Source organism: Nocardiopsis sp. NPDC006139 (assembly GCF_040614155.1).
Lineage (GTDB): Bacteria > Actinomycetota > Actinomycetes > Streptosporangiales > Streptosporangiaceae > Nocardiopsis > Nocardiopsis changdeensis.
Genome location: NZ_JBEXTT010000001.1, coordinates 392843 through 410901 on the forward strand (window position 1 = coordinate 392843; position 18059 = coordinate 410901).

The 18059-nt window shown below is 76.3% G+C and carries 19 protein-coding genes; 7 read left to right on the forward strand and 12 right to left on the reverse strand.

Annotation, left to right across the window (positions count from 1 at the left end; all coding sequences use genetic code 11):
- The 3 genes from ABZ249_RS01600 to ABZ249_RS01610 form a co-directional block, all read right to left on the reverse strand.
- Nucleotides 1–429, reverse strand: coding sequence for a hypothetical protein (locus ABZ249_RS01600; protein ID WP_355255736.1), 429 nt, complete (start codon nt 427–429; stop codon nt 1–3).
- Nucleotides 430–532: 103 nt separating this feature from the next.
- Complete coding sequence (locus ABZ249_RS01605; protein ID WP_355255739.1) at nt 533–1498, reverse strand: phosphotransferase; 966 nt, start codon at nt 1496–1498, stop codon at nt 533–535.
- 73 nt (nt 1499–1571) lie between these two features.
- Nucleotides 1572–3170 (reverse strand): hypothetical protein, encoded by a 1599-nt coding sequence (locus tag ABZ249_RS01610; RefSeq protein WP_355255742.1) that lies wholly within the window; start codon nt 3168–3170, stop codon nt 1572–1574.
- Nucleotides 3171–3370: 200 nt separating this feature from the next.
- Between ABZ249_RS01610 and ABZ249_RS01615 the strand changes: the two genes are divergently transcribed.
- Nucleotides 3371–4312, forward strand: a complete 942-nt coding sequence (locus ABZ249_RS01615; RefSeq protein WP_355255745.1) for an MBL fold metallo-hydrolase — start codon at nt 3371–3373, stop codon at nt 4310–4312.
- A gap of 84 nt (nt 4313–4396) precedes the next feature.
- Nucleotides 4397–5617: a crosslink repair DNA glycosylase YcaQ family protein gene (locus ABZ249_RS01620; protein WP_355255748.1), complete on the forward strand. Its 1221-nt coding sequence runs from the start codon at nt 4397–4399 to the stop codon at nt 5615–5617.
- Here the strand turns inward: ABZ249_RS01620 and ABZ249_RS01625 are convergent.
- A complete protein-coding gene (locus ABZ249_RS01625; protein WP_355255752.1) occupies nt 5614–6132 on the reverse strand; it encodes a PaaI family thioesterase in 519 nt (172 codons plus the stop codon). The genes ABZ249_RS01620 and ABZ249_RS01625 overlap by 4 nt on opposite strands.
- A gap of 61 nt (nt 6133–6193) precedes the next feature.
- On the opposite strand from ABZ249_RS01625, the gene ABZ249_RS01630 reads away from it, so the two are divergent.
- Nucleotides 6194–6640, forward strand: coding sequence for a helix-turn-helix domain-containing protein (locus tag ABZ249_RS01630; RefSeq protein ID WP_355255755.1), 447 nt, complete (start codon nt 6194–6196; stop codon nt 6638–6640).
- A 3-nt stretch (nt 6641–6643) separates the two neighbouring features.
- Here ABZ249_RS01630 and ABZ249_RS01635 read toward each other — a convergent pair whose 3' ends face one another.
- Nucleotides 6644–7120 (reverse strand): hypothetical protein, encoded by a 477-nt coding sequence (locus ABZ249_RS01635; RefSeq protein ID WP_355255758.1) that lies wholly within the window; start codon nt 7118–7120, stop codon nt 6644–6646.
- A gap of 116 nt (nt 7121–7236) precedes the next feature.
- On the opposite strand from ABZ249_RS01635, the gene ABZ249_RS01640 reads away from it, so the two are divergent.
- The 3 genes from ABZ249_RS01640 (at nt 7237) to ABZ249_RS01650 (ending at nt 10171) form a co-directional block, all read left to right on the forward strand.
- Nucleotides 7237–8286, forward strand: a complete 1050-nt coding sequence (locus tag ABZ249_RS01640) for an alcohol dehydrogenase catalytic domain-containing protein (RefSeq protein WP_355255761.1) — start codon at nt 7237–7239, stop codon at nt 8284–8286.
- Nucleotides 8287–8420: 134 nt separating this feature from the next.
- Nucleotides 8421–9023 carry a hypothetical protein gene (locus tag ABZ249_RS01645; protein ID WP_355255763.1) on the forward strand — a complete coding sequence of 201 codons (603 nt, stop codon included), beginning with the start codon at nt 8421–8423 and terminating at the stop codon, nt 9021–9023.
- On the forward strand, nt 9020–10171 hold the full coding sequence (locus ABZ249_RS01650) for a PrsW family intramembrane metalloprotease (RefSeq protein ID WP_355255766.1): 1152 nt from the start codon (nt 9020–9022) through the stop codon (nt 10169–10171). Before ABZ249_RS01645 ends, ABZ249_RS01650 begins: the two co-directional genes overlap by 4 nt.
- 55 nt (nt 10172–10226) lie before the next feature.
- Here the strand turns inward: ABZ249_RS01650 and ABZ249_RS01655 are convergent, their stop codons facing one another.
- From ABZ249_RS01655 to ABZ249_RS01675, 5 genes are read right to left on the reverse strand one after another with little or no spacing between them, the layout of a single operon-like run.
- Nucleotides 10227–10709, reverse strand: a complete 483-nt coding sequence (locus ABZ249_RS01655) for a hypothetical protein (RefSeq protein WP_355255769.1) — start codon at nt 10707–10709, stop codon at nt 10227–10229.
- 8 nt (nt 10710–10717) lie between these two features.
- Complete coding sequence (locus ABZ249_RS01660; RefSeq protein WP_355255772.1) at nt 10718–11458, reverse strand: dihydrofolate reductase family protein; 741 nt, start codon at nt 11456–11458, stop codon at nt 10718–10720.
- Nucleotides 11455–12147 (reverse strand): hypothetical protein, encoded by a 693-nt coding sequence (locus ABZ249_RS01665; protein WP_355255775.1) that lies wholly within the window; start codon nt 12145–12147, stop codon nt 11455–11457. The genes ABZ249_RS01660 and ABZ249_RS01665 overlap by 4 nt, the downstream gene beginning before the upstream one ends.
- Before the next feature lie 28 nt (nt 12148–12175).
- Nucleotides 12176–13036, reverse strand: a complete 861-nt coding sequence (gene folP, locus ABZ249_RS01670; RefSeq protein ID WP_220562347.1) for a dihydropteroate synthase — start codon at nt 13034–13036, stop codon at nt 12176–12178.
- Nucleotides 13033–13998: a glucosyl-3-phosphoglycerate synthase gene (locus ABZ249_RS01675; protein ID WP_355255778.1), complete on the reverse strand. Its 966-nt coding sequence runs from the start codon at nt 13996–13998 to the stop codon at nt 13033–13035. Before ABZ249_RS01675 ends, folP begins: the two co-directional genes overlap by 4 nt.
- 302 nt (nt 13999–14300) lie before the next feature.
- Between ABZ249_RS01675 and ABZ249_RS01680 the strand changes: the two genes are divergently transcribed.
- Nucleotides 14301–16382 carry a serine/threonine-protein kinase gene (locus ABZ249_RS01680; RefSeq protein WP_355255781.1) on the forward strand — a complete coding sequence of 694 codons (2082 nt, stop codon included), beginning with the start codon at nt 14301–14303 and terminating at the stop codon, nt 16380–16382.
- Here ABZ249_RS01680 and ABZ249_RS01685 read toward each other — a convergent pair.
- Nucleotides 16370–17338, reverse strand: a complete 969-nt coding sequence (locus tag ABZ249_RS01685; RefSeq protein ID WP_355255784.1) for a carbohydrate kinase family protein — start codon at nt 17336–17338, stop codon at nt 16370–16372. The genes ABZ249_RS01680 and ABZ249_RS01685 overlap by 13 nt on opposite strands.
- A complete protein-coding gene (locus ABZ249_RS01690; RefSeq protein ID WP_355255787.1) occupies nt 17335–17952 on the reverse strand; it encodes a helix-turn-helix domain-containing protein in 618 nt (205 codons plus the stop codon). Before ABZ249_RS01690 ends, ABZ249_RS01685 begins: the two co-directional genes overlap by 4 nt.
- Between the last annotated feature and the right edge of the window lie 107 nt (nt 17953–18059).

Here is an 18059-nt window from a genome sequence, read left to right on the forward strand (position 1 = left end):
TCAGCAGCGGCGGTCGCCGCCGCAGTCGCCGATGAGCAGCGCCAGCCCGGCGCCGACCAGCCAGGAGTCCTTGGCGATGGGCGTGCCCTCCTGGGTGGGCAGCAGGGTGCCCGGGCGGCGCAGGCCCGGGGTGCGCAGGTACAGCCCGACCAGTCCGGCGCCGAAGGCGGCGAGCCCCGCCCCCGCGATCCTGCTCGGCACCAGCGGCACCAGCAGGGCGGTGCCCAGGGCGATCTCCCCGGCGGACAGGGCCTTGACGAACGTGGTGGGGTCGACGTCCTTGAGGAAGGGGTAGGTGCCGGCGGCCATGCCGTGCATGCCCCGTGCGGTCTCCTCGTCGGCGCCGCGCTTGGACAGGCCGGAGTTGAGGATGAACGCGCCGGTGGCCAGGCGCAGAGGGATGTCGCTGATTCTCGTCGGAAGTCGCATGTCGTCTCCGTGGAACGGGCGCTGATGACGCGGGGCGATCAGAATGCTACCCAGCGCAGCGCCCGGGGGCGGGGAGACCCGCCGCCGACCTCCCGACCAGGGGTCAGAGGCCGGTGACGGTCTCCTCCAGTGCCTGCCACGCCAGTTCGGTGTCGCGGTCGCGCGTGTGCGGGCGGGAGAAGGCGTCGGCGAACTCGGCGATGTCCTGGAGCGTCCAGCGCAGCCGGTACAGGTCCAGGCGGTCGGGGTCCACGGGGTGGCCGGAGGCGTCGCTGTAGCGCTCCAGGTCGGCGGCGTCCTCCGCGACCAGCCACAGGTCGCGTTCGGGGGCGGCGGCCCCCACGGTGTCCCAGTCCACCAGCAGCGGCCGGGGGCCGCGCCAGACCACGTTGCCGGGGTGGGGCTCGCCGTGGGTGACGACCAGCGGGGCGTCGGCGAGCCGGGCGGCCCGGCGGTCGTACTCCTCCAACCGCGTGCGCACCCGCTTGGTGTGCTCGGCCAGCAGCCGGGCGGCGGGGCCGGAGTAGGGGCCGTGCGCCCCGATCAGGGAGGGGTCCTCCAGGACGGCGTCCAAGTGGGCCCGGTGCCCGATCTCCTCGGGCGCGGCGGGCACCCCGCGCACCGGGGCGACGCGGTGCAGCCGGGCCAGGGCGTCCAGCAGCAGTCCGCGCAGGTACGGGGTCAGGGGGCGGCCGAACTCGCCGGAGGCGCCCTCCACGTACGGGAAGAGGCTGAGCACCCGGTCGCGGCCCACCGCCCGGACGGTCCGCCCCTCGGGGGTGCGCAGCGGTGCCACGACGAACCCCAGGCCGGAGTCGTCGTGCAGCCGGGCCGCGGTGTCCATGGCCGCGGCCAGCCGCTCCCGGGCCTGTACCGGGGTCGGCCCCAGGTAGGCCTTGCGGGACAGGTCGGCGACGGTCGCGAACCAGCGCCGCCCCGAGGTGTCGGTGACCCGCCAGTGGTGGTCGGCGAAGCCGACGGGCAGGTGGGTGAGCGCGACCGGGCGGATGCCCCACGCGCCCAGGGCTTGTGCGATCCGGTCCTCGTGGAGGTCTGGCAACTCCCGCATGCCGCGAAGCTACCAGTGCTCTCCCCGCGGTGCAGGGGTTTTCCCGGGGTTGCCCGGGCTCCGCCCGCCCGCGTCAGGCCACCAGTCCGTACAGCCGGACCGTGTCGGCGCCGCGGACCACGGTGACCAGCGCGCCGGGGACGGCCACCGCCCGGTGGTCGCCCGCGTCCGGGCCCGGCGGTTCCGGCCGGGCCCCGTCGGGCGGGTCCAGGACCAGGAGCCGGGGGTCGCCGTCGAAGGGGACCGACCACAGCGCCGGGGCGCCGCTCCCCTCCCCCGCGCCGGCCCGGTCCCCGCCGGAGGGCACCGCGACCGCGCCGGGCAGCCCCACGGCCGGGCCCGGACCGTGCTCGGACACCTCGTCACCGGGCAGGGCGGCGGTCTCGACGATCTCCCCGGCCGGGTCGACCCGGTGGAACAGCACACGGTCGGCGGCCGTCTCCGCGACGACCGCGCCGGAGGTGTCGGCGCCCACCAGCACGGACCGGCCGTCGGTCCAGGACTCGTCGGTGATCCGCACCGCGTGCGACCCGTCGCGCGGGTCCAGGGCCGCCGGGGCGCCCCCGCCCGCGAGGGGGCCGGCCACCACCGCGGGGCGTGCCTCGGGGTCCGCGGCCGGGCCGCCGGTGCGCAGCGCGGGGAAGTCCCCCAGCCCGGGCAGCTCGCGGGTCCAGCGCTCCCCGCCGTCCCGCGGGTCCAGGGCGGTGACCACTCCGGTCAGGTGCGTTGCGGGGGTGTCGGCGGGCCCCATCGAGGAGGCGCCGGACGGCGAATCGCGGGGGGCGCAGGCGTAGGCGACCAGGAACACGTCGGGGGTGCGCAGGGTGTTGTCGGCGTCCCACTCCCGCCGGGGCCCGCAGACGCGGCCGGGCCGCTCCGGGACGGTGAACGACCACGCCTCCCGGAAGCCGGAGGTGTCGCGGGCGCTGATCCGCGGCGGCCCGTCCCCCTCCTGCCAGGAGTACACCAGGGTGCCGGGTCCGGCGGCCAGGACCCGCGCGTCCGCGCCGTCCGGCGGGGGCGGGGTGGTGAACGCCTCCACCGTGGCGCCGCGGGCGGTGTCCAGCTCCACCCAGGCCAGGGCGCCGGTGCGCCCGGGGTCGTCGGGGTCGCCGTGGGCGACGTGCACGCGGGTGCCGCCGCCGTGGACGGAGGCGCGGGCGTCGGCGCCGCGCAGCCGGTAGCGCCACAGCTCCCCGCCGGTGGTCCCGTCCAGGGCGACCACCCCGTCGTCCAGGACGACGACCGGGCCCAGGGTGCCGGGCAGCACGTCCACCACGGCGCCGTCCCCGGGCGGCGTCCAGGACCAGGCGACCTCCGCCGCCCGCGCGGGGACCGGCGGGGCGGTCCCGGGGACGGTGGCGGCGACGGTGTGGTCGACCATCAGGGACAGGGTCAGGGCGCGCACCCCGAACCCGGCGACCAGGGCCAGCACCAGCCCGGCCGCGGCCGGGGGCAGGGAGCGCCGCCACGGGCGCGCCCGCATCCGGCGCCGCCCGGCCGCCACCATCAGCAGTCCCGTCCCCGCCGCGGAGAGCGCGGCCCACCAGGGGACCTCGGGGGCGAACGCCAGCGCCGCCCCGCCCAGGCACAGCCCGGCGCCGCACCAGCCCAGCGGGCCGCGCGGGGAGGTGTCCTCGGTGTCCCGGCCGACCGTCGGGTCCTCGACCACGCACGCCTCCCCTCGCACCGGCGCACGCGCGCCGACCATACGACGCGCGGGTGGTGCGTTCGGTTTTCCGGCGGGCGCCGCGCCCGCCGACCGCAACGGATGATCCCCCCGAATCCGGACGGTATTCCCGTGGCCGCCCCGCCGCGGCCCCGCCGTCGGTAGCCTGGCGGACCGCGCACCGGCGACGAGGAGGATCGGCAATGGCAGGGAACACCGCGACCGGGCCCGCGGCGGCCGCGCTCACGGAGGTCGCCGAGGGGGTGCACGCCTGGGTCCAGCCCGACGGCACCTGGTGGGTCAACAACGCCGGGGCGGTCGTCGGCCGGGACGGGGTGCTGGTCGTGGACACCTGCGCCACGCACGAGCGCACGCGCCGGTTCCTGGCAGCCCTGGACGCGGCCACGGGGGGCGCGCCCGTGCGCTGGGCGGTCAACACCCACCAGCACGGCGACCACGCCTACGGCAACTCGCTGCTGCCCGACACCGCCGCGCTCATCGGCCAGGCCGCCATGCGCGAGGCGCTGCTGCACGACCCGATCTTCGAGGACTGCCCGCCCGTCTGGGATCCGCACCCCGACTGGGGCCCGGTCGCCCGCCGGCTCCCCTCCATCACTCTGGACCGGGAGCTGACCGTGCACGTGGGCGGGCGCCGGGTGGAGCTGCGCCACCCCGGGTACACCGCGCACACCCCCGGCGACGTGGTGGCCTGGCTGCCCGAGGAGGAGGTGCTGTTCACCGGTGACCTGATCTTCCACGGGCTGACCCCGCTGGTGTTCATGGGCTCGGTGCAGGGGGCGCTGCGGTCGCTGGCGTGGCTGCGCTCCTTCGAGCCCGCGCACGTGGTGCCCGGCCACGGGCCGGTGTTCGGCGCCGCCGACCTGGACTCGGTGCTGGCCGCCCACGAGCGGTACTACCGGTTCGTGCTCGCCGCTGCCAGGGAGGGGGCCGCCGCCGGGCTGAGCCCGCTGGAGAACGCGCGCGCCCTGGACCTGGGCGAGTTCGCCGGCTGGGGCGACGCCGAGCGCATCGTGCTCAACCTGCACCGCGCCCGGGCGGACCTGGCCGGGGAGCCGATGGACCTGCGCGCCGCCCTGGACGACGCCGTCGCCTGGAACGGCGGCCCGCTGCCCACCACCCTGTAGGCCGCGGGGCCGGGACGTGCGGAATGTCGGGAGCGTGCGGTTCACTGGGCCGCACACCCCCGTCCCCCACCCCCGGAGCCCCGCGTGGACACCCTCGAACTCGACACCCGGGCGGTGCGCCGCCTGGCCGTGCGCCGCCAGCACCTGTCCGGGCCCCGCCTCCGCCCCGGCCCCGACGGCCTGCGCGAGGTGCTGCGCGACCTGCGCTGCCTCCAGATCGACCCGATCGGTGTGGTCGCCCGCAGCCACGAGCTGGTGCTGTGGAGCAGGCTGGGCGGGTACCGGCACGCCGACCTGGACGCGCTGCTGTGGGAGGAGCGCTGGCTGTTCGAGTACTGGGCGCACGCGGCGTCGATGGTGCTCACCGAGGACCTGCCGCTGCACCGGCGGCTGATGCGCCGCCACCCGGGCGAGGGCTCCCGCCTGGGGGCGTGGGCCGAGGCCAACGGGGAGCTGCGCGAGCACGTCCTGGACCGGCTGCGCGAGGCCGGGCCGCTGCCCACCGACGGGTTCGAGGACCGGGCGGCGGTGCCCTGGGAGTCCACCGGGTGGACGGCCGGGCGCAACGTGGAGCGGATGCTGGAGCTGCTGTGGTTCCAGGGGCGGATCATGGTGGCCGGGCGGCGCGGGCGCACCCGGCTGTGGGACCTGGCGGAGCGGTGTCTGCCCGCGTGGGCGGACCGGTCGGAGCGGACCGACGCCGAGATCGAGGAGCGGTCGGCCGAGCACGCGCTGCGGGCCCTGGGCGCCGGGCGGGCCCGGGACGTGCGCCGGCACTTCGTGCGCGAGCGGTACGGGGACACGGACCGGACACTGGAGCGGTTGGTGGCCCGGGGGCGGGCGGTGCGGGCCCGGGTGGAGGGGAGCGCCGAGCCGTGGTTCGTGCACGCCGACGTGCTGCCGCTGGTGGAGGAGGCCGCGGGCGCCGGGTGGGAGGGGCGGACGACGCTGCTCTCGCCGTTCGACAACCTGCTGTGCGACCGGGAGCGGACGTCCCTGCTGTGGGGGTTCGACTACGTCAACGAGATGTACACGCCCCGGGCGAAGCGGCGGTTCGGGTACTACGTGCTGCCGGTGCTGCACGGGGACCGGCTGGTGGGGCGGGTGGCGGCCCGCGCGGACCGGCGGCGCGGGGTGCTGGAACTGGAGGGCGTGTACGCCGAGGCGTGGGTGGACGACGAGGAGGCGGCACCGGGGCTGGCGGAGGCGGTCGCGGGCCTGGCCGGGCTGGCCGCGGTGGGGTCGGTGGCCTGCACCGGCCCGGTGCCGCCGGTGTGGCGGTCGGCGCTGGCCGCCCTCGGCTAGAGGTCGAAGACCAGGCAGGTGGAGGAGGCGGTGGCCACGACCTTGCCCGACTCGTCGCGGACGTCGCCCTCGGCGAAGGCGACGCGGCGCCCCGGCTTGGGCACCCACCCGCGGGCGGTCAGGGTCGTCCCGGCCGTGACCGGGCGCAGGTAGTTGACCTTGATCTCGATCGAGGTGTACCCGGACCCGGCGGGCAGGGTGGTCTGGACGGCGCAGCCCGCCACCGTGTCGAGCAGGGTGCAGACGTAGCCGCCGTGGACGATGCCCAGGGGGTTGTAGACGGAGTCGTCGGGGGTGCCGGTGAAGACGATCTCGCCCTCGCCGACCGACACGAGGTCGAACCCCATGAGGGCGGCGATGGGCGGCGGGGGCAGCTCGCCGCCGGCCATGGCGCGCAGGTGCGCGGCACCGGTGAGGCCCTCGCGTCCGGCGGCGACGACCTTGGGGTCGTACCAGGTCACGGTCTTCTCGCGCGGCTCTCCCCAGGCGGCGGGGGCCGGTGTGCTGTCGGTCATGGACGCACCCTAACAGGTCGGTTTGTTTTTCCAACTCGATGGGGTGTGCCATCCTGGGGGCATGGCGCAGACGGAGACGACGAAGCCCAACCCCACCGTCCCGGGACGCCCCTGTCCGGCGGCCGGCGCGCTGAGCCTCGTCGGCGAGAAGTGGTCCCTGCTGGTCGTGCGCGAGCTCCTCCTCGGCGTGCACCGGTTCGACGCCATCGCCCGCAACACCGGCGCCCCGCGCGACCGGCTCACCGCCCGCCTGCGCGCCCTGGAGGAGGCGGGCGTCGTCGAGCGCCGCGCCTACAGCGAGCGCCCGCCGCGCCACGAGTACCACCTGACCGACGCCGGCCGCGACCTCGCACCGGTCGTCACCGCCCTCGCCCACTGGGGCTCCACCTGGCTCTACGACGAGCCCCCGGTGGTCTTCCACCACCGCGACCACGTCGCCGTCCTGGACACCACCCCCACCTGCACCGCCTGCGGCTCCCCCGCCGACCACCTCACCCTCCGCCCCTGAGCCTCACCCCCAGGCCGCCACCACGTCCCGGGCGACCACGAGGATCCGCCCGCCGAGCAGGCCGACCTCGTGCGAGCAGCCCCGCTCGTGCGGCAGCACCTCGTCGAGGGTGACGTCGCCCAGCCCCGGGAGCGATCCGCCGTCGGTGCGCGCCCGCTCCCCGTCGGCCTCCACGGCGAAGGAGGAGGCATCGGTGTACGCCAACGACAGGCCCGCGTCGTGCTTGAAGGGGTTGGGCTCGAAGGTCAGCGTCAGGTCGAACAACCCCGCCCCGCCCGGCGCCATCGCGATCCCGGCCGGCCGCAGGTCCTTCACACAGCGGGGCCCGTAGAAGTCGTAGTGGCCGGGGTCGGCGGCGAAGGCCCGGGCACCGGGCGGCAGGCGGGCGGCGAGCCCGGGCAGCGCCTCCAGGTAGGCGTTCGGGTCCAGGAACCGCACGCGGCGGCCGCACTCCTCGCGGTGAAGGGACACCAGGCGCATCGGCCTCTCCTGCTCTTTCGGTGACAGCGGCCAGGGGAAGTGTTTACACGGAGAGGCGGGGAGGCAGGGGGGCGGGGTGGGGAGATAAGGGGGCAGGAGCGGCGGAAGGGGGCCGGATGCGGGCGCTGCGATTGCACGGGCCCCGGGACCTGCGGGTGGACGAGGTGCCCGAGCCCCGGGTCGTGCCCGGGACGGTGAAGATCCGGGTCGGGTGGAACGGCATCTGCGAGTTCGACGTGCGCAACTACCTCGACCCCGTCCTGCCCGACGAGTACCTCCACCCCGTGCTGCGCACCCACGGCCCGCACGTGCAGGGCCACGAGTTCTCCGGGCGGGTCGTCGAGGCCGCCGCCGACGTGCGCGGAGCGCCCCAGGGCGCAGTGGTGGCGGTGGAGCCCCTGGTGTTCGACGGCAGCTGCGCCGCCTGCCGCCGGGGCGAGTACAACCTGTGCGAGAACTCCGGGTTCATCGGCCTCATGGGCGGGGGCGGCGGCATGTCCGAGTACGTGGTCGTGCCCGCCGACCGGGTGCACGTGATGCCCGAGGACGTCTCCCCCACGGTGGCCGCCCTGGTGGAGCCCCTCGCGGTGGCCTGGCACGCGGTGGGCCGCGCCTGCCTGTGCGAGGGCGACACCGTGCTGGTCGTCGGCGCCGGGGCGGTGGGCCTGGGGGTGCTGATGGCCGCGCGGGCGCGCGGCGCCGCGCACGTGACGGTGAGCGAGGCGTCCCCTCTGCGCCGCCGGATCGCCGAGGAGCTGGGCGCCGACCTGGTGCTCGACCCCGCGGAGACGGACGTGGTCGCCGCCGTCCGCGGGTCCGCGCCCCTGGGGGCCGACGTCTCCTTCGAGACCTCCGGCACCGGGACGGAGGCGGTGGCGACGCTCATCGGCGCCCTGCGCAAGGGCGGCCGGGCGGTGACCGTGTCCGAGGGGCGGCCGGTGGTGCTGGACGCCGCGGTGCTGGCCTCCACCGAGATCGGCCTGGTGGGCAGTTTCGGCTACGGGCCCCTCGACTTCCCCGAGGTGATCGATGCGGTCGGCCGCGGCGTCCTCCAGCCCAAGGAGCTGATCACCGGCCGGCTCTCGCTGGAGGAGGCGCGCGAGAAGGGCTACGAGGAGCTGATCGCGCACGGCGACGACCACGTGAAGATCCTCGTGCACCCCTGAGGTCCGACACCGCTCAGGGAACGGTGAAATCCCCGTCAAAATGTGCCAAGTTCCCACTTTCCCGGCAGTACGCCCGGTCGTGGATGCTTCCCTTGTCCGGACAGATCATCACCATGAGTGACGAAAGGTGCGCCATGGCACAGCCGAGTGGTACTGCGCCGGGGACGAGCCGCAACCACTGGATCCCGCTGGGCGTCGCCACGGCCGTGGCGGTCCTCCTGGTGGTCGTCTGGTCGCTGCTCGACTCCCTGCTGCCGGGGGCCCAGCGGGTCCGCGCCGGGGACGAGATCACGCTCGGCCAGGGCGGCGGGTACCGGGCCGCGCTGACCCTGCCCCAGGACGGGTGGCACCTCGACGTCGGGGCCAGCCAGGCCGGCCAGACCTACCGCTTCCACCGGGGGCCCGTGGACCTGACCGTCACCTCGGTCACGCCCGTCGGCGACCCGCTGCCCGACGCGGAGCGGCTGTGGGCGGGCATGGGCGACATCGTCCGCGCCGGGGACCCCACCGCGAGGCTGGGCGAGCCCGAGGCGATCACCACCGAGCAGGGCGTCGAGGGGCTGACCGGGGTCATGCGCAGCCGTTCCGAGGAGGGGGCCGCCGTGCTGTACCCCTCGCCCGACGGGGAGTTCGCCGTGGAGATGACCCTGGGCGGGGAGGACGCCACCACCGCCGACCTGAAGGCGGTCGCCGACGTCGCCCGCGCCGTCACGTTCACCGAGGAGGGCGGACGATGAGCCAGGCGCCCAACGACCCCCGGTCCCCCGACACCGCGGCCGGGACGGTGCCCGCCCAGCGCCGGCGGCGCAGGAACGGGCCCGGGCCGCAGCGGGTCCCGGCGCCCCGCGCCCCCGAGCAGACCGTGGCGGGGTACCGCCTGCCCGCCTTCGTCTCCATGGTCGTCATCGGCGTGCTGTGCCTGCTCGGGCTGGTCACGCTGGCGGTCCGGCTGGGCGGGACGGTGCGGGTGTTCTTCGCCGAGGCGGCGCTGGGGCTGGTCTTCGCCGCCGCGACCCTGCTGTTCGGGTTCTGGCTGTTCCGGCGCATCCGGCCGGTGCGCGCCCCCGATCCCGCCGCCTCGCTGGTGGCGGTGGCGTGGGGGCTGACCGCGGCGACCGGCGGCGCCCTGCTCGCCAACAGCGCGCTCACCGGGGTGTGGTCCAAGACCCTGGGGCTGGAGTTCTCCGCCGTCTGGGGCGCGGCCATGACGGCGCCGTTCAACGAGGAGCTGTTCAAGCTCGCCGGGATCGTCCTGGTGGCCGTGGCCTTCCCCCGCGCCGTGCGCGGGCCGGTCGACGGGTTCGTGATCGGCGCCCTGGTGGGCCTGGGCTTCGAGGTGACCGAGAACCTCATCTACGGGCTCAACACGGTGGTCGAGGCGGGCGGGGTGAACGGCGGCCTGGCCGTGGCGCAGACGGCCGTCCTGCGGGTGCTCCTCACCGGCCTGGGCTCGCACTGGGCGATGTCCGCGGTGGCGGGGGCCGGCGTCGGCCTGCTGGCGGCCGCGGGGTGGCTGCCGGGCGGCCGCCGGGTCCTCGGGGCGTCGGTCCTGGTCCTGACCGCGATGGCGATGCACTGGCTGTTCGACTCGCCGCTGCTGGACGGTTTCGCGGGCATCGTCTTCAAGGTGCTGCTGAACTTCGGGATCGCCATGGCGGTGTACTTCGCCGCCCGCCACACCTACCGGCGCCGGGTCCGCAGGGCCCTGGCGCTGGAGGCCGAGGAGGCGGGGCTGCGCCGCTCCGCCGCCGTCGCCCTGGCCCGGCGCCGCGCCCGCCGCAGGGCGCTGCACGAGGTGCCCGAGGCCGAACGCGCCGAGGCCCGGCGCGTCCAGGCCCTGATGGTGGAGTCCGCCGAGGACCGCGCCTTCGCGCACACCGTCTGACCGCACGGACCCGCCGAGGAGGGGCCGGGGCTCTCCCCGGCCCCTCCCGTGCGCCTCAACCGCTCGCGGCCAGAAGCTCCCGGGCGAGTTCCCGGAAGCGGGCGACCACGGCCCGCTCCCGTCCGGGGGCGGGCACCACACCGGCCCGGCGGTCCGCGTCCCACTCGTAGGCCAGGTCGAGGAAGGACCTGTAGTCGTGGTCGCCCTCGCCGTGGGCGGCGACCAGGCACAGGTGGTGGTACACGTCCTCGGCCGCCGCGGCCGCGCGGGCCGCGTCCGGCGCGCCCCCGAGGAGCCGGGAGCAGAGGTGCCGGGCCGCGTAGAGGTGGGCCTGCCCCGGGGTGGGCCAGGACAGGCCGAGTTCCGCCAGCGCCTCGGTGAAGAGCTCCTCCGCCGGGTCCGCGCGCCCCAGCCCGGCCACTTCCCGCAGCGCGGGCGAGTCCAGCCCGCGGGCCAGGGCCTGGGCTGCGACCATGGGCAGGTCGGCGGGCAGGGTGCCCAGGACCGCCTGGACCAGTTGTCCGCGCAGCACGTCCATCGGGGCTCCTAGGGCGTGGGTCGGACGAAGCGGTGCAGCAGGGTCCCCTCGGACTCCAGGATGAGGCGGGGGCACAGCTCCAGGTCCGACGGGACGCCGAAGGCGATCCGGCGGGCCTCGCCGCCCGCCAGCACCGGCACCGTGGTCAGGCACAGCTCGTCCAGCAGGCCCTGGGCGGCCACGTCGGCCAGCAGCGAGGGGCCGCCCTCGCACAGCACCCGGGACAGCCCGCGGCCGGCCAGGTCGGCCAGGGCCGCGCCCAGGTCCACCTCGATGCCGCCGTGCACCAGGACCCGGTCGGCGCCCAGCTGGGCGCGGGCGCGCTCCAGCGCGTCCTCCCCCGCGGCGGCCCGGGTGACCATCCACGCCCCGCCGCGGCCCCGGGCCGGGGCGGCCAGGCCCGGGGGCACCAGCGCGGAGCGGCTCACCACGGCGACGTCCGGGTGCGGCGTGCGGCCGGGCCGCACCCGCGGCCCCGGGCGGCGGTAGCCCTCGGCGCGGGCGGTCCCGGCGCCCACCAGGATCACGTCGGCCAGGTCCCGCAGCAGGCGGTAGACCTCGTTGTCGGGCGGGGTGTTGATGGACCCGGTCAGCCCGTCCCCGCCGGTGGACGCCCCGTCCAGGGTGGCGACCATGTTCGCGCGCGTCCACCGCTCCGGGTGGGCGTACAGCACCGCCAGCGCCTCTCCGGAGACCTCGTCCCCCGGGGCCGCCGTGCGCGGGGCGATCTCGTTGAGCAGGACCCTCATCGCCGGTCCCCGGGCCAGACGGCCACCAGGTACAGCACCCCGAAGGGGTCGTCGGCGTAGAGCAGGCGGGGCCCGGCGACCGGCGCCCCGGACCGGGCGTGCGCCATGGCCTGGAGGGCGGAGCGGCCGTTGATCATCAGGTCCGCGCACAGCGCGGGGTCCAGGTCCAGCAGCGCCGCCGCGTCCCCCTCCGCCAGGGCGGCGCGGATCGCCCCGTCCACCGGGAAGGTCCGCTCGTCCAGGTGGCCGGGGGCGCGCAGGCCGCGGCGGGCGCCCGCGTCGGCCATGACCAGCAGCCCGACCCGTTCGGGGCGGTCGGCGACCGCCCGGCCCCGCCGGGCCGTCTCCGCCGGGTCGGCGTCGGCGGCGATGGTGCCCATCTCCACGGGCACCCGGACACCCGTGTCGTCCAGCAGGCGGCGGGCCACGGCCAGGGAGGTCGGCAGCGCCTCGGCCGCGGGGACCCGCTCCCCCGGTCCGCCGAAGGCCGACACGGGGACGCGGCCCCGGACCCGTTCCGCCGAGCGCGCGTCGGCGCCCAGCACCACGATCACGTCCGGTGCGGCGGCGACCAGCGCGCCGACCGCCTCCTCGCACGCCTTGCGCAGGTCGGCGGCCACGTCCTGGCCGCCGGTCAGCTCCCGCAGGAGCAGAGGCGGCGACGGGCACACGGCGGTGGCGACGATCAACGGTTCCCCCTTCCGGAGCGGCGGCCCCTCACGCCAGCCCCCGCACGGTCCGCGCGGGGGGCCGCACCCCGCGGATCGAGGCGACCATGTCCAGGACCTGCCGGGTCTCGGCCACTTCGTGCACCCGGTACACACGGGCCCCGTGCCAGGCGCACACCGCGGTGGCGGCCAGCGTCCCGGTCAGGCGCTCCCCCACGGGCAGGTCCAGGGTCTCACCGACGAAGTCCTTGTTGGACAGCGACACGAGGACCGGCCACCCGGTGGCGGTCATCTCGTCCAGGCGGCGGGTCAGCTCCAGGGAGTGCCAGGTGTTCTTGGCGAAGTCGTGGGCCGGGTCGATGAGCACCGAAGCCGGGTCCACCCCCAGCGCCACCGCGCGCTCGGCGAGGGCGACGGTGGAGGACACCGCGTCGGCGACCACGTCCTCGTAGCGCACCCGGTGCGGCCGGGTGCGCGGGGTGACCCCGGCGGTGTGGGTGCACACCAGGGCGGCCCCGAACTCGGCGGCGACCTCCGCCAGCCCGGGGTCGTAGCCGCCCCAGGCGTCGTTGAGCAGGTCGGCTCCGGCCTCGCAGACCGCGCGGCCCACCGAGGCCCGCCAGGTGTCGACGCTGATGACGAGGTCGGGGAACTCGGCGCGGACGGCGGCGACGAAGTCGACGACGCGGCGCTTCTCCTCGTCCGCGCCGATCTCCTCACCGGGCGCGGCCTTGATCCCCCCGATGTCCACGATGTCGGCCCCCTCGGCGACGACCTTGCGCACCCGCTCGAAGGCGGGCCCGTCGTCCCAGGTGGCGCCCTTGTCGTAGAAGGAGTCGGGGGTCCGGTTGACGATCGCCATCACCAGCGACTCGTGCCCGCCGTACTCCCGGCCCCGCAGCCTCATCACCGACCGACAGCTCCTCCCAGCACCCGGGAGCGCTCCGGCCCGACCCCGGCGGCCGGCGGGCGCTCCACGGTACTGACCGTACCCGTGCGCGGGCGCCCGTGTCCGTCGGAGGTGTCGAACCAGCGGATCGCGACGTCGCCGCCGTGCTCGATCCCGCACCGCCGGTCGGCGATGGCGAGCAGCTCGGTGGCCATGGCGCCCAGGCCGCGCAGCGACTGGTGGCGGTGGGCGCGCCGCCCCAGGTCCACCTGGGCCACCGCGTGCACCCCGCACCGCAGGTGGGTATCGATGAGCACGGCCAGCTCGACGCCGTACCCGGTGGGCACCGACAGCTGCCCGAACAGGTCCCGGCGGATCGCCCACTCGCCCGACAGCGGCTGGACCACACCGGACAGCGCGGGCCAGCGCAGCGCCAGGGTGGGGCGGGCGACCAGCTCGGTGACGCGGCCGCCCTCGTGGCTGACCCGGGCGCCGCCGGGCAGGTCGAGCAGCCGGTCGTAGAACCCCTTGACCAGCCCCACCCCGGGCTCGGTGAGCAGCGGCCCCAGCAGGGCCGAGACGAAGTGGGTGTCCCACTCCACGAGGTCGGCGTCGAGGAAGACGATGATGTCGCCCGAGGTGACGAACTGCGACTTCCACATCGCCTCGCCCTTGCCGCGCCGGTGCCCCAGGTCGGGGCGGACGTCGACGGTCCGGTGGACGGTCGCCCCCGCCCGGGCCGCCGCCCGGCCGGTGCCGTCGGTGGAGTCGGAGTCCATGACGACGACCTCGTCGAGCAGGGGCGTGCGCTCCACCAGGGCGGCCCGCACCCGGGAGACGATGCCCCCGACGGTGGCCTCCTCGTTCCGGGCCGGAACGACCAGGCTGACGGTCAGGCCCCGCTGTCGTTTGAGGTCCAGGAGCCGCTCCGGCGTCCAGTCGGTGTGCCGGTAGGTGCGGTCCTCGAACCAGGTGTCGCTCACGAACTCTCCCCCAAGCCCTTCCACAAGCCCTCCCAGCGGCCAAGGTTACGACCCGCGGTGCGCGGCGGGCCCACGCGCGGGTCGGACCGCCGTGCGCGGGACCCACTGTGCACGGCGCGGGCCGGGTCCGTGTTCCGCGCATCCTGAATCCCGGTGAAAACCCCGTTACCACCGGTCACGCGGACGGACGCCCCGGGAGGATCCGGGAATCCCGTGCAAGCCCTAGGCTGAACCGCAGAGGCGGAACGCTCGTCCCAGAGCACCGACCAGTCCCCGCCCCGACGCCAGAAGGACCTCTGCCCGTGCAGCCCCTGGATCCGACAGACCCCGAACGCATCGGCCGCTACCGGCTGACCCACCGCCTGGGAGCGGGCGGCATGGGCCGGGTGTACCTGGGGCGCACCGCCGCGGGCCGCAAGGTCGTGGTGAAGGTGATCCTGCCCCAGTACGCGGGCGACGCCGAGTTCCGCGGCCGGTTCGCCCGGGAGGCGGCGGCCGCCGCGCGGGTGGGCGGGTTCCACACCGCGCCGGTGGTGGACGCCGACCCCGACGGGGACCCGCCGTGGATCGTCAGCGCGTTCATCCCCGGCCCGTCCCTGCACGAGGTGCTGGCCGGGCGGGGGCCGCTGCCGCACCCGACGCTGCGGGTGCTGGCGGTGGGCCTGGCCGAGGGGCTGGAGGCGATCCACGGCGCCGGGCTGACCCACCGCGACCTCAAGCCCGCGAACGTGCTCATGGCCTCCGACGGGCCGCGCATCATCGACTTCGGCATCGCCCGCCCCAGCGGGGACTCCTCCGGGCTGACCCGGACCGGGGCCACCCTGGGCACCCCGCTGTACATGTCGCCCGAGCAGGTGGACGCGCTGGAGGTCGGTCCGGCCTCGGACATGTTCTCGCTGGGCACGGTGCTGGCGCACGCGGCGGTGGGGCGCAACCCGTTCGACGCCCCCACCCTGGCCGGGATCGTGCGCAATCTCATCGGCCCCCCGCCGGAGCTCCCGGAGGGCGTCCCGGCGGACCTGCGGGACGTCATAACCCGCTGCTGGCGGCACGCCCCGGAGCAGCGGCCCACCCCGCAGGAGGTCGCCGAGACGGTCGGGGACGTCGATCCGGAGGTGGACTGGCCGGACTTCGGGGGCGGCCCGGCGGGCGGCCCCGCGACGGGGTCGGCCACGCCCCCGCCGGCGGACCGCCCGGCGCACGGCGGAGGTCCGGCACACGGCGGCGGTCCGGCGTGGACGGGCTCCGGCGGCTCCCCGTCGGAGCACGGCGGCGGGCGGGCGGCGACCCCCTCGGGCGGCATCCCGGCCTACGGCACCGGCGCGCCGGCGTACGGGGTGCCGACGGGCGCCCCGCGAACGGGCGTCCCCGCGGGGACGGCCTCCCGGGTGCCCGAGTCCGAGGAGTCCCTGCGCTCGGAGTCGGCGGTCTTCGACCGGCTGCGCGAGGGCGGCGACCACGCCGCGGCGCTGGCCGGCTACGAGCGCCTGCTGCCCCGGCTGCGGGAGTCACTGGGACCCGCCCACCCGCGGACCGTCAAGCTGCGGTCGCGGATCGCGGCCTGCAAGGAGGGCCTGGGCGACCACCGGGCCGCCCTGGAGGAGTACCGCTCCCTGCTGCCCGACCAGGCGGCGCTGCTGGGCGCCGACCACATCGACACCCTGGGCACCCGGTTCCAGATCGCCTACCAGCTGGGCGAGCTGAACGACCACGAGGCCGCGCTGGCCGCCTACCGCGCCGTCCTGCCTGACCTGGTCCGGGTGCTGGGCCCCGACCACGGCCACACCCTCACCGTCCGCGAGAACATCACCGACCACCTGTCGGCGGTGGGCGACCACCGGGGCGCCCTGGACGAGCACCAGCGCCTGCTGGGCGACCGCGTCCGGACGCTGGGGCCCGACCACCCCGACACCCTCGCGAGCCGACAGGCCGTCGCCAACACCCTGGGGGACCTGGGGGACGACGCGGCCTCGCTGGCCGAGCACCGCAGGCTGCTGCCCGACCGGACCAGGGTGCTGGGGCCGGACCACCCGGACACGCTCACCACCCGGTTCGAGATCGCCTACCGGCTGGGCGAGCTGGGCGACCACGGGGCGGCGCTGTGGGAGGCGCTGATGCTCCTGCCGGACCTGACCCGGGTCATGGGCGCCGACGACCCCCGCACGCTGGCGTTCCGCCTGGAGATCGCCCGGCTGCACCGGCTCCAGGGGAACCCGTCCGCCGCGGGCGCCACCCTGCGCTCGCTGGCGGCGGACCTGGACCGGCTGCCGCAGGGCCGGGGCACGGACTCGCTGCGGACCCGGGTGCGGGTGGAGTCGGAGGTCCTGCGGGAGTGGACGCTGCCGCGCGCCCCGCAGAGCGGTCCCCCGCCCTACACCGGCTGACCGTCCCGCTCGGCCCGGCCGCCGTCCGGCGCTCCGGGCCACCCGTCCGCCGCGGCGGCGGCCAGGCGGTCCAGGCCGGCGGAGTCGACGAACGCGGTGTGGGTCCCGGCGGTGGTGCAGGTGAAGGCACCCGCCACCGCCCCGGCCAGCACGCACTCCGAGACCGGGGCGCCGCCGAGGTACCGGTGCAGGAACCCGGAGATGAAGGCGTCGCCCGCCCCGTTGGCGTCCACGACCGGGCGCTCGGGGGCCACCGCGGGGAAGTGCCGCGGCCGGTCCCGGCCGCGCTCCAGCACCCGGCAGCCCGCGGCCCCGTCGGTGGCCACGGCCAGCACGGCCCGGCCGCGCTCCAGTATCCCGGCCAGGACCTCGTCGACCCGGCCGTGCACGGCGGCGGCGCTCATGAAGACCAGGTCCGAGTTCAGGGCGTAGTCGAGGTGGTGCGGGTTCTCGCCGTCCCAGTCGTGCAGGTCGGTGGAGACGGTGGCGTCCAGTCCGGCCAGGTCCCGGTACAGGTCGCGGTTGTGGTTGATGATCGACATGTGCACGTGGCGGGCGCGCTCCAGGAACGGCAGCGCGAACTCCCGGGGCAGGCGCAGGTCGGCGGGGTGGCGGCCGTCGTAGAAGGAGAACCGCCGGCCCTGGTCGTCGACGAGGTTGACGCCGCGGGGCGTGCCGTGCGGGGACACCAGGTGGGAGAAGGCCAGCCCCTCCTTCTCGTACCGCTCCAGGATCATGCGGCCCTGGAGGTCCTCGCCGAGGAAGTCGATGAACTCCACGGCCCGGCCCAGGTGGTGCAGGCCCAGGGCAACGCCGTTGCCGGTGTGCCCGACGTGGTCCAGCACCGGCGGCACCGACGCGGAGTCGCCCGCGGGAACGGCCAGGTCGGGGACGCGGACGATGGTGTCCACGCCGGTCCCGCCGACGACGAGGACGTCGGTCCGGGGGTGTGTCATGTGCGGTCTCCTTCGGGGGTGGCGCCCTCGGGGGCGTCGGGCACGCCCGTGGTCACGGGCGGCGGCCCGGGCGGGAGGCCCAGGGCGGTGTAGGCGGCGGCCAGGGCGGCGGCGCGCAGCTCGGCCGCGGGGCGGTCGCCCAGCAGGACCACGCAGTCGCCCAGGCCGCCCAGCACCAGGGTGACGCGGGCCAGCTCGGCCAGCTCCGCGCCGGGGCCGGCGAGCATCGCGGTGATGCGGCGGCGCCAGTCCAGGACCCGGCCGCCCAGGTCGAGCTCGGCCAGGGTGGCGGCGTCGCGGAACACCACCCGGTTGACCTCCCGGTGGCGCATGCTCACGTCGAAGTACCGGGCCAGCAGGACGCGCGGGTCGACGGCGCCCCCGGCCGCCTCGTCGGCGGCCACGGCGGCCTCGTAGTCGTCCAGCATCGGGCGGACCAGGGAGCGCAGCAGGTCCTCGCGCGAGGCGAAGTGGTAGTAGAGCGCGGGTTTGGTGATGCCGACCCGGTCCGCGATGTCGCGCATGCTGGTCTGCTGGACGCCCCGCTCCCGGAACAGCTCCAGGGACGCGGCCCGGATCCGGTCCTTGGTCTGGGTCGATCGCGCTCGGGGCACCCCTCACCTCACCTCTCGGCCACCGTGGTGTCACCAGTCTGGACCATGGGGGGCCTTGCCATCACCGGTGTTTTTTGTTTACCTTCCGGTAAGTCTACAAAAGGAGG

Coding starts and splice junctions, on each gene's coding strand:
- ABZ249_RS01600 (WP_355255736.1), bottom strand. CDS start 429: ATGCGACTTCCGACGAGAATCAGCGACATCCCTCTGCGCCTGGCCACC.
- ABZ249_RS01605 (WP_355255739.1), bottom strand. CDS start 1,498: ATGCGGGAGTTGCCAGACCTCCACGAGGACCGGATCGCACAAGCCCTG.
- ABZ249_RS01615 (WP_355255745.1), top strand. CDS start 3,371: ATGGCAGGGAACACCGCGACCGGGCCCGCGGCGGCCGCGCTCACGGAG.
- ABZ249_RS01625 (WP_355255752.1), bottom strand. CDS start 6,132: ATGACCGACAGCACACCGGCCCCCGCCGCCTGGGGAGAGCCGCGCGAG.
- ABZ249_RS01630 (WP_355255755.1), top strand. CDS start 6,194: ATGGCGCAGACGGAGACGACGAAGCCCAACCCCACCGTCCCGGGACGC.
- ABZ249_RS01635 (WP_355255758.1), bottom strand. CDS start 7,120: ATGCGCCTGGTGTCCCTTCACCGCGAGGAGTGCGGCCGCCGCGTGCGG.
- ABZ249_RS01640 (WP_355255761.1), top strand. CDS start 7,237: ATGCGGGCGCTGCGATTGCACGGGCCCCGGGACCTGCGGGTGGACGAG.
- ABZ249_RS01645 (WP_355255763.1), top strand. CDS start 8,421: ATGGCACAGCCGAGTGGTACTGCGCCGGGGACGAGCCGCAACCACTGG.
- ABZ249_RS01650 (WP_355255766.1), top strand. CDS start 9,020: ATGAGCCAGGCGCCCAACGACCCCCGGTCCCCCGACACCGCGGCCGGG.
- ABZ249_RS01655 (WP_355255769.1), bottom strand. CDS start 10,709: ATGGACGTGCTGCGCGGACAACTGGTCCAGGCGGTCCTGGGCACCCTG.
- ABZ249_RS01660 (WP_355255772.1), bottom strand. CDS start 11,458: ATGAGGGTCCTGCTCAACGAGATCGCCCCGCGCACGGCGGCCCCGGGG.
- ABZ249_RS01685 (WP_355255784.1), bottom strand. CDS start 17,338: ATGACACACCCCCGGACCGACGTCCTCGTCGTCGGCGGGACCGGCGTG.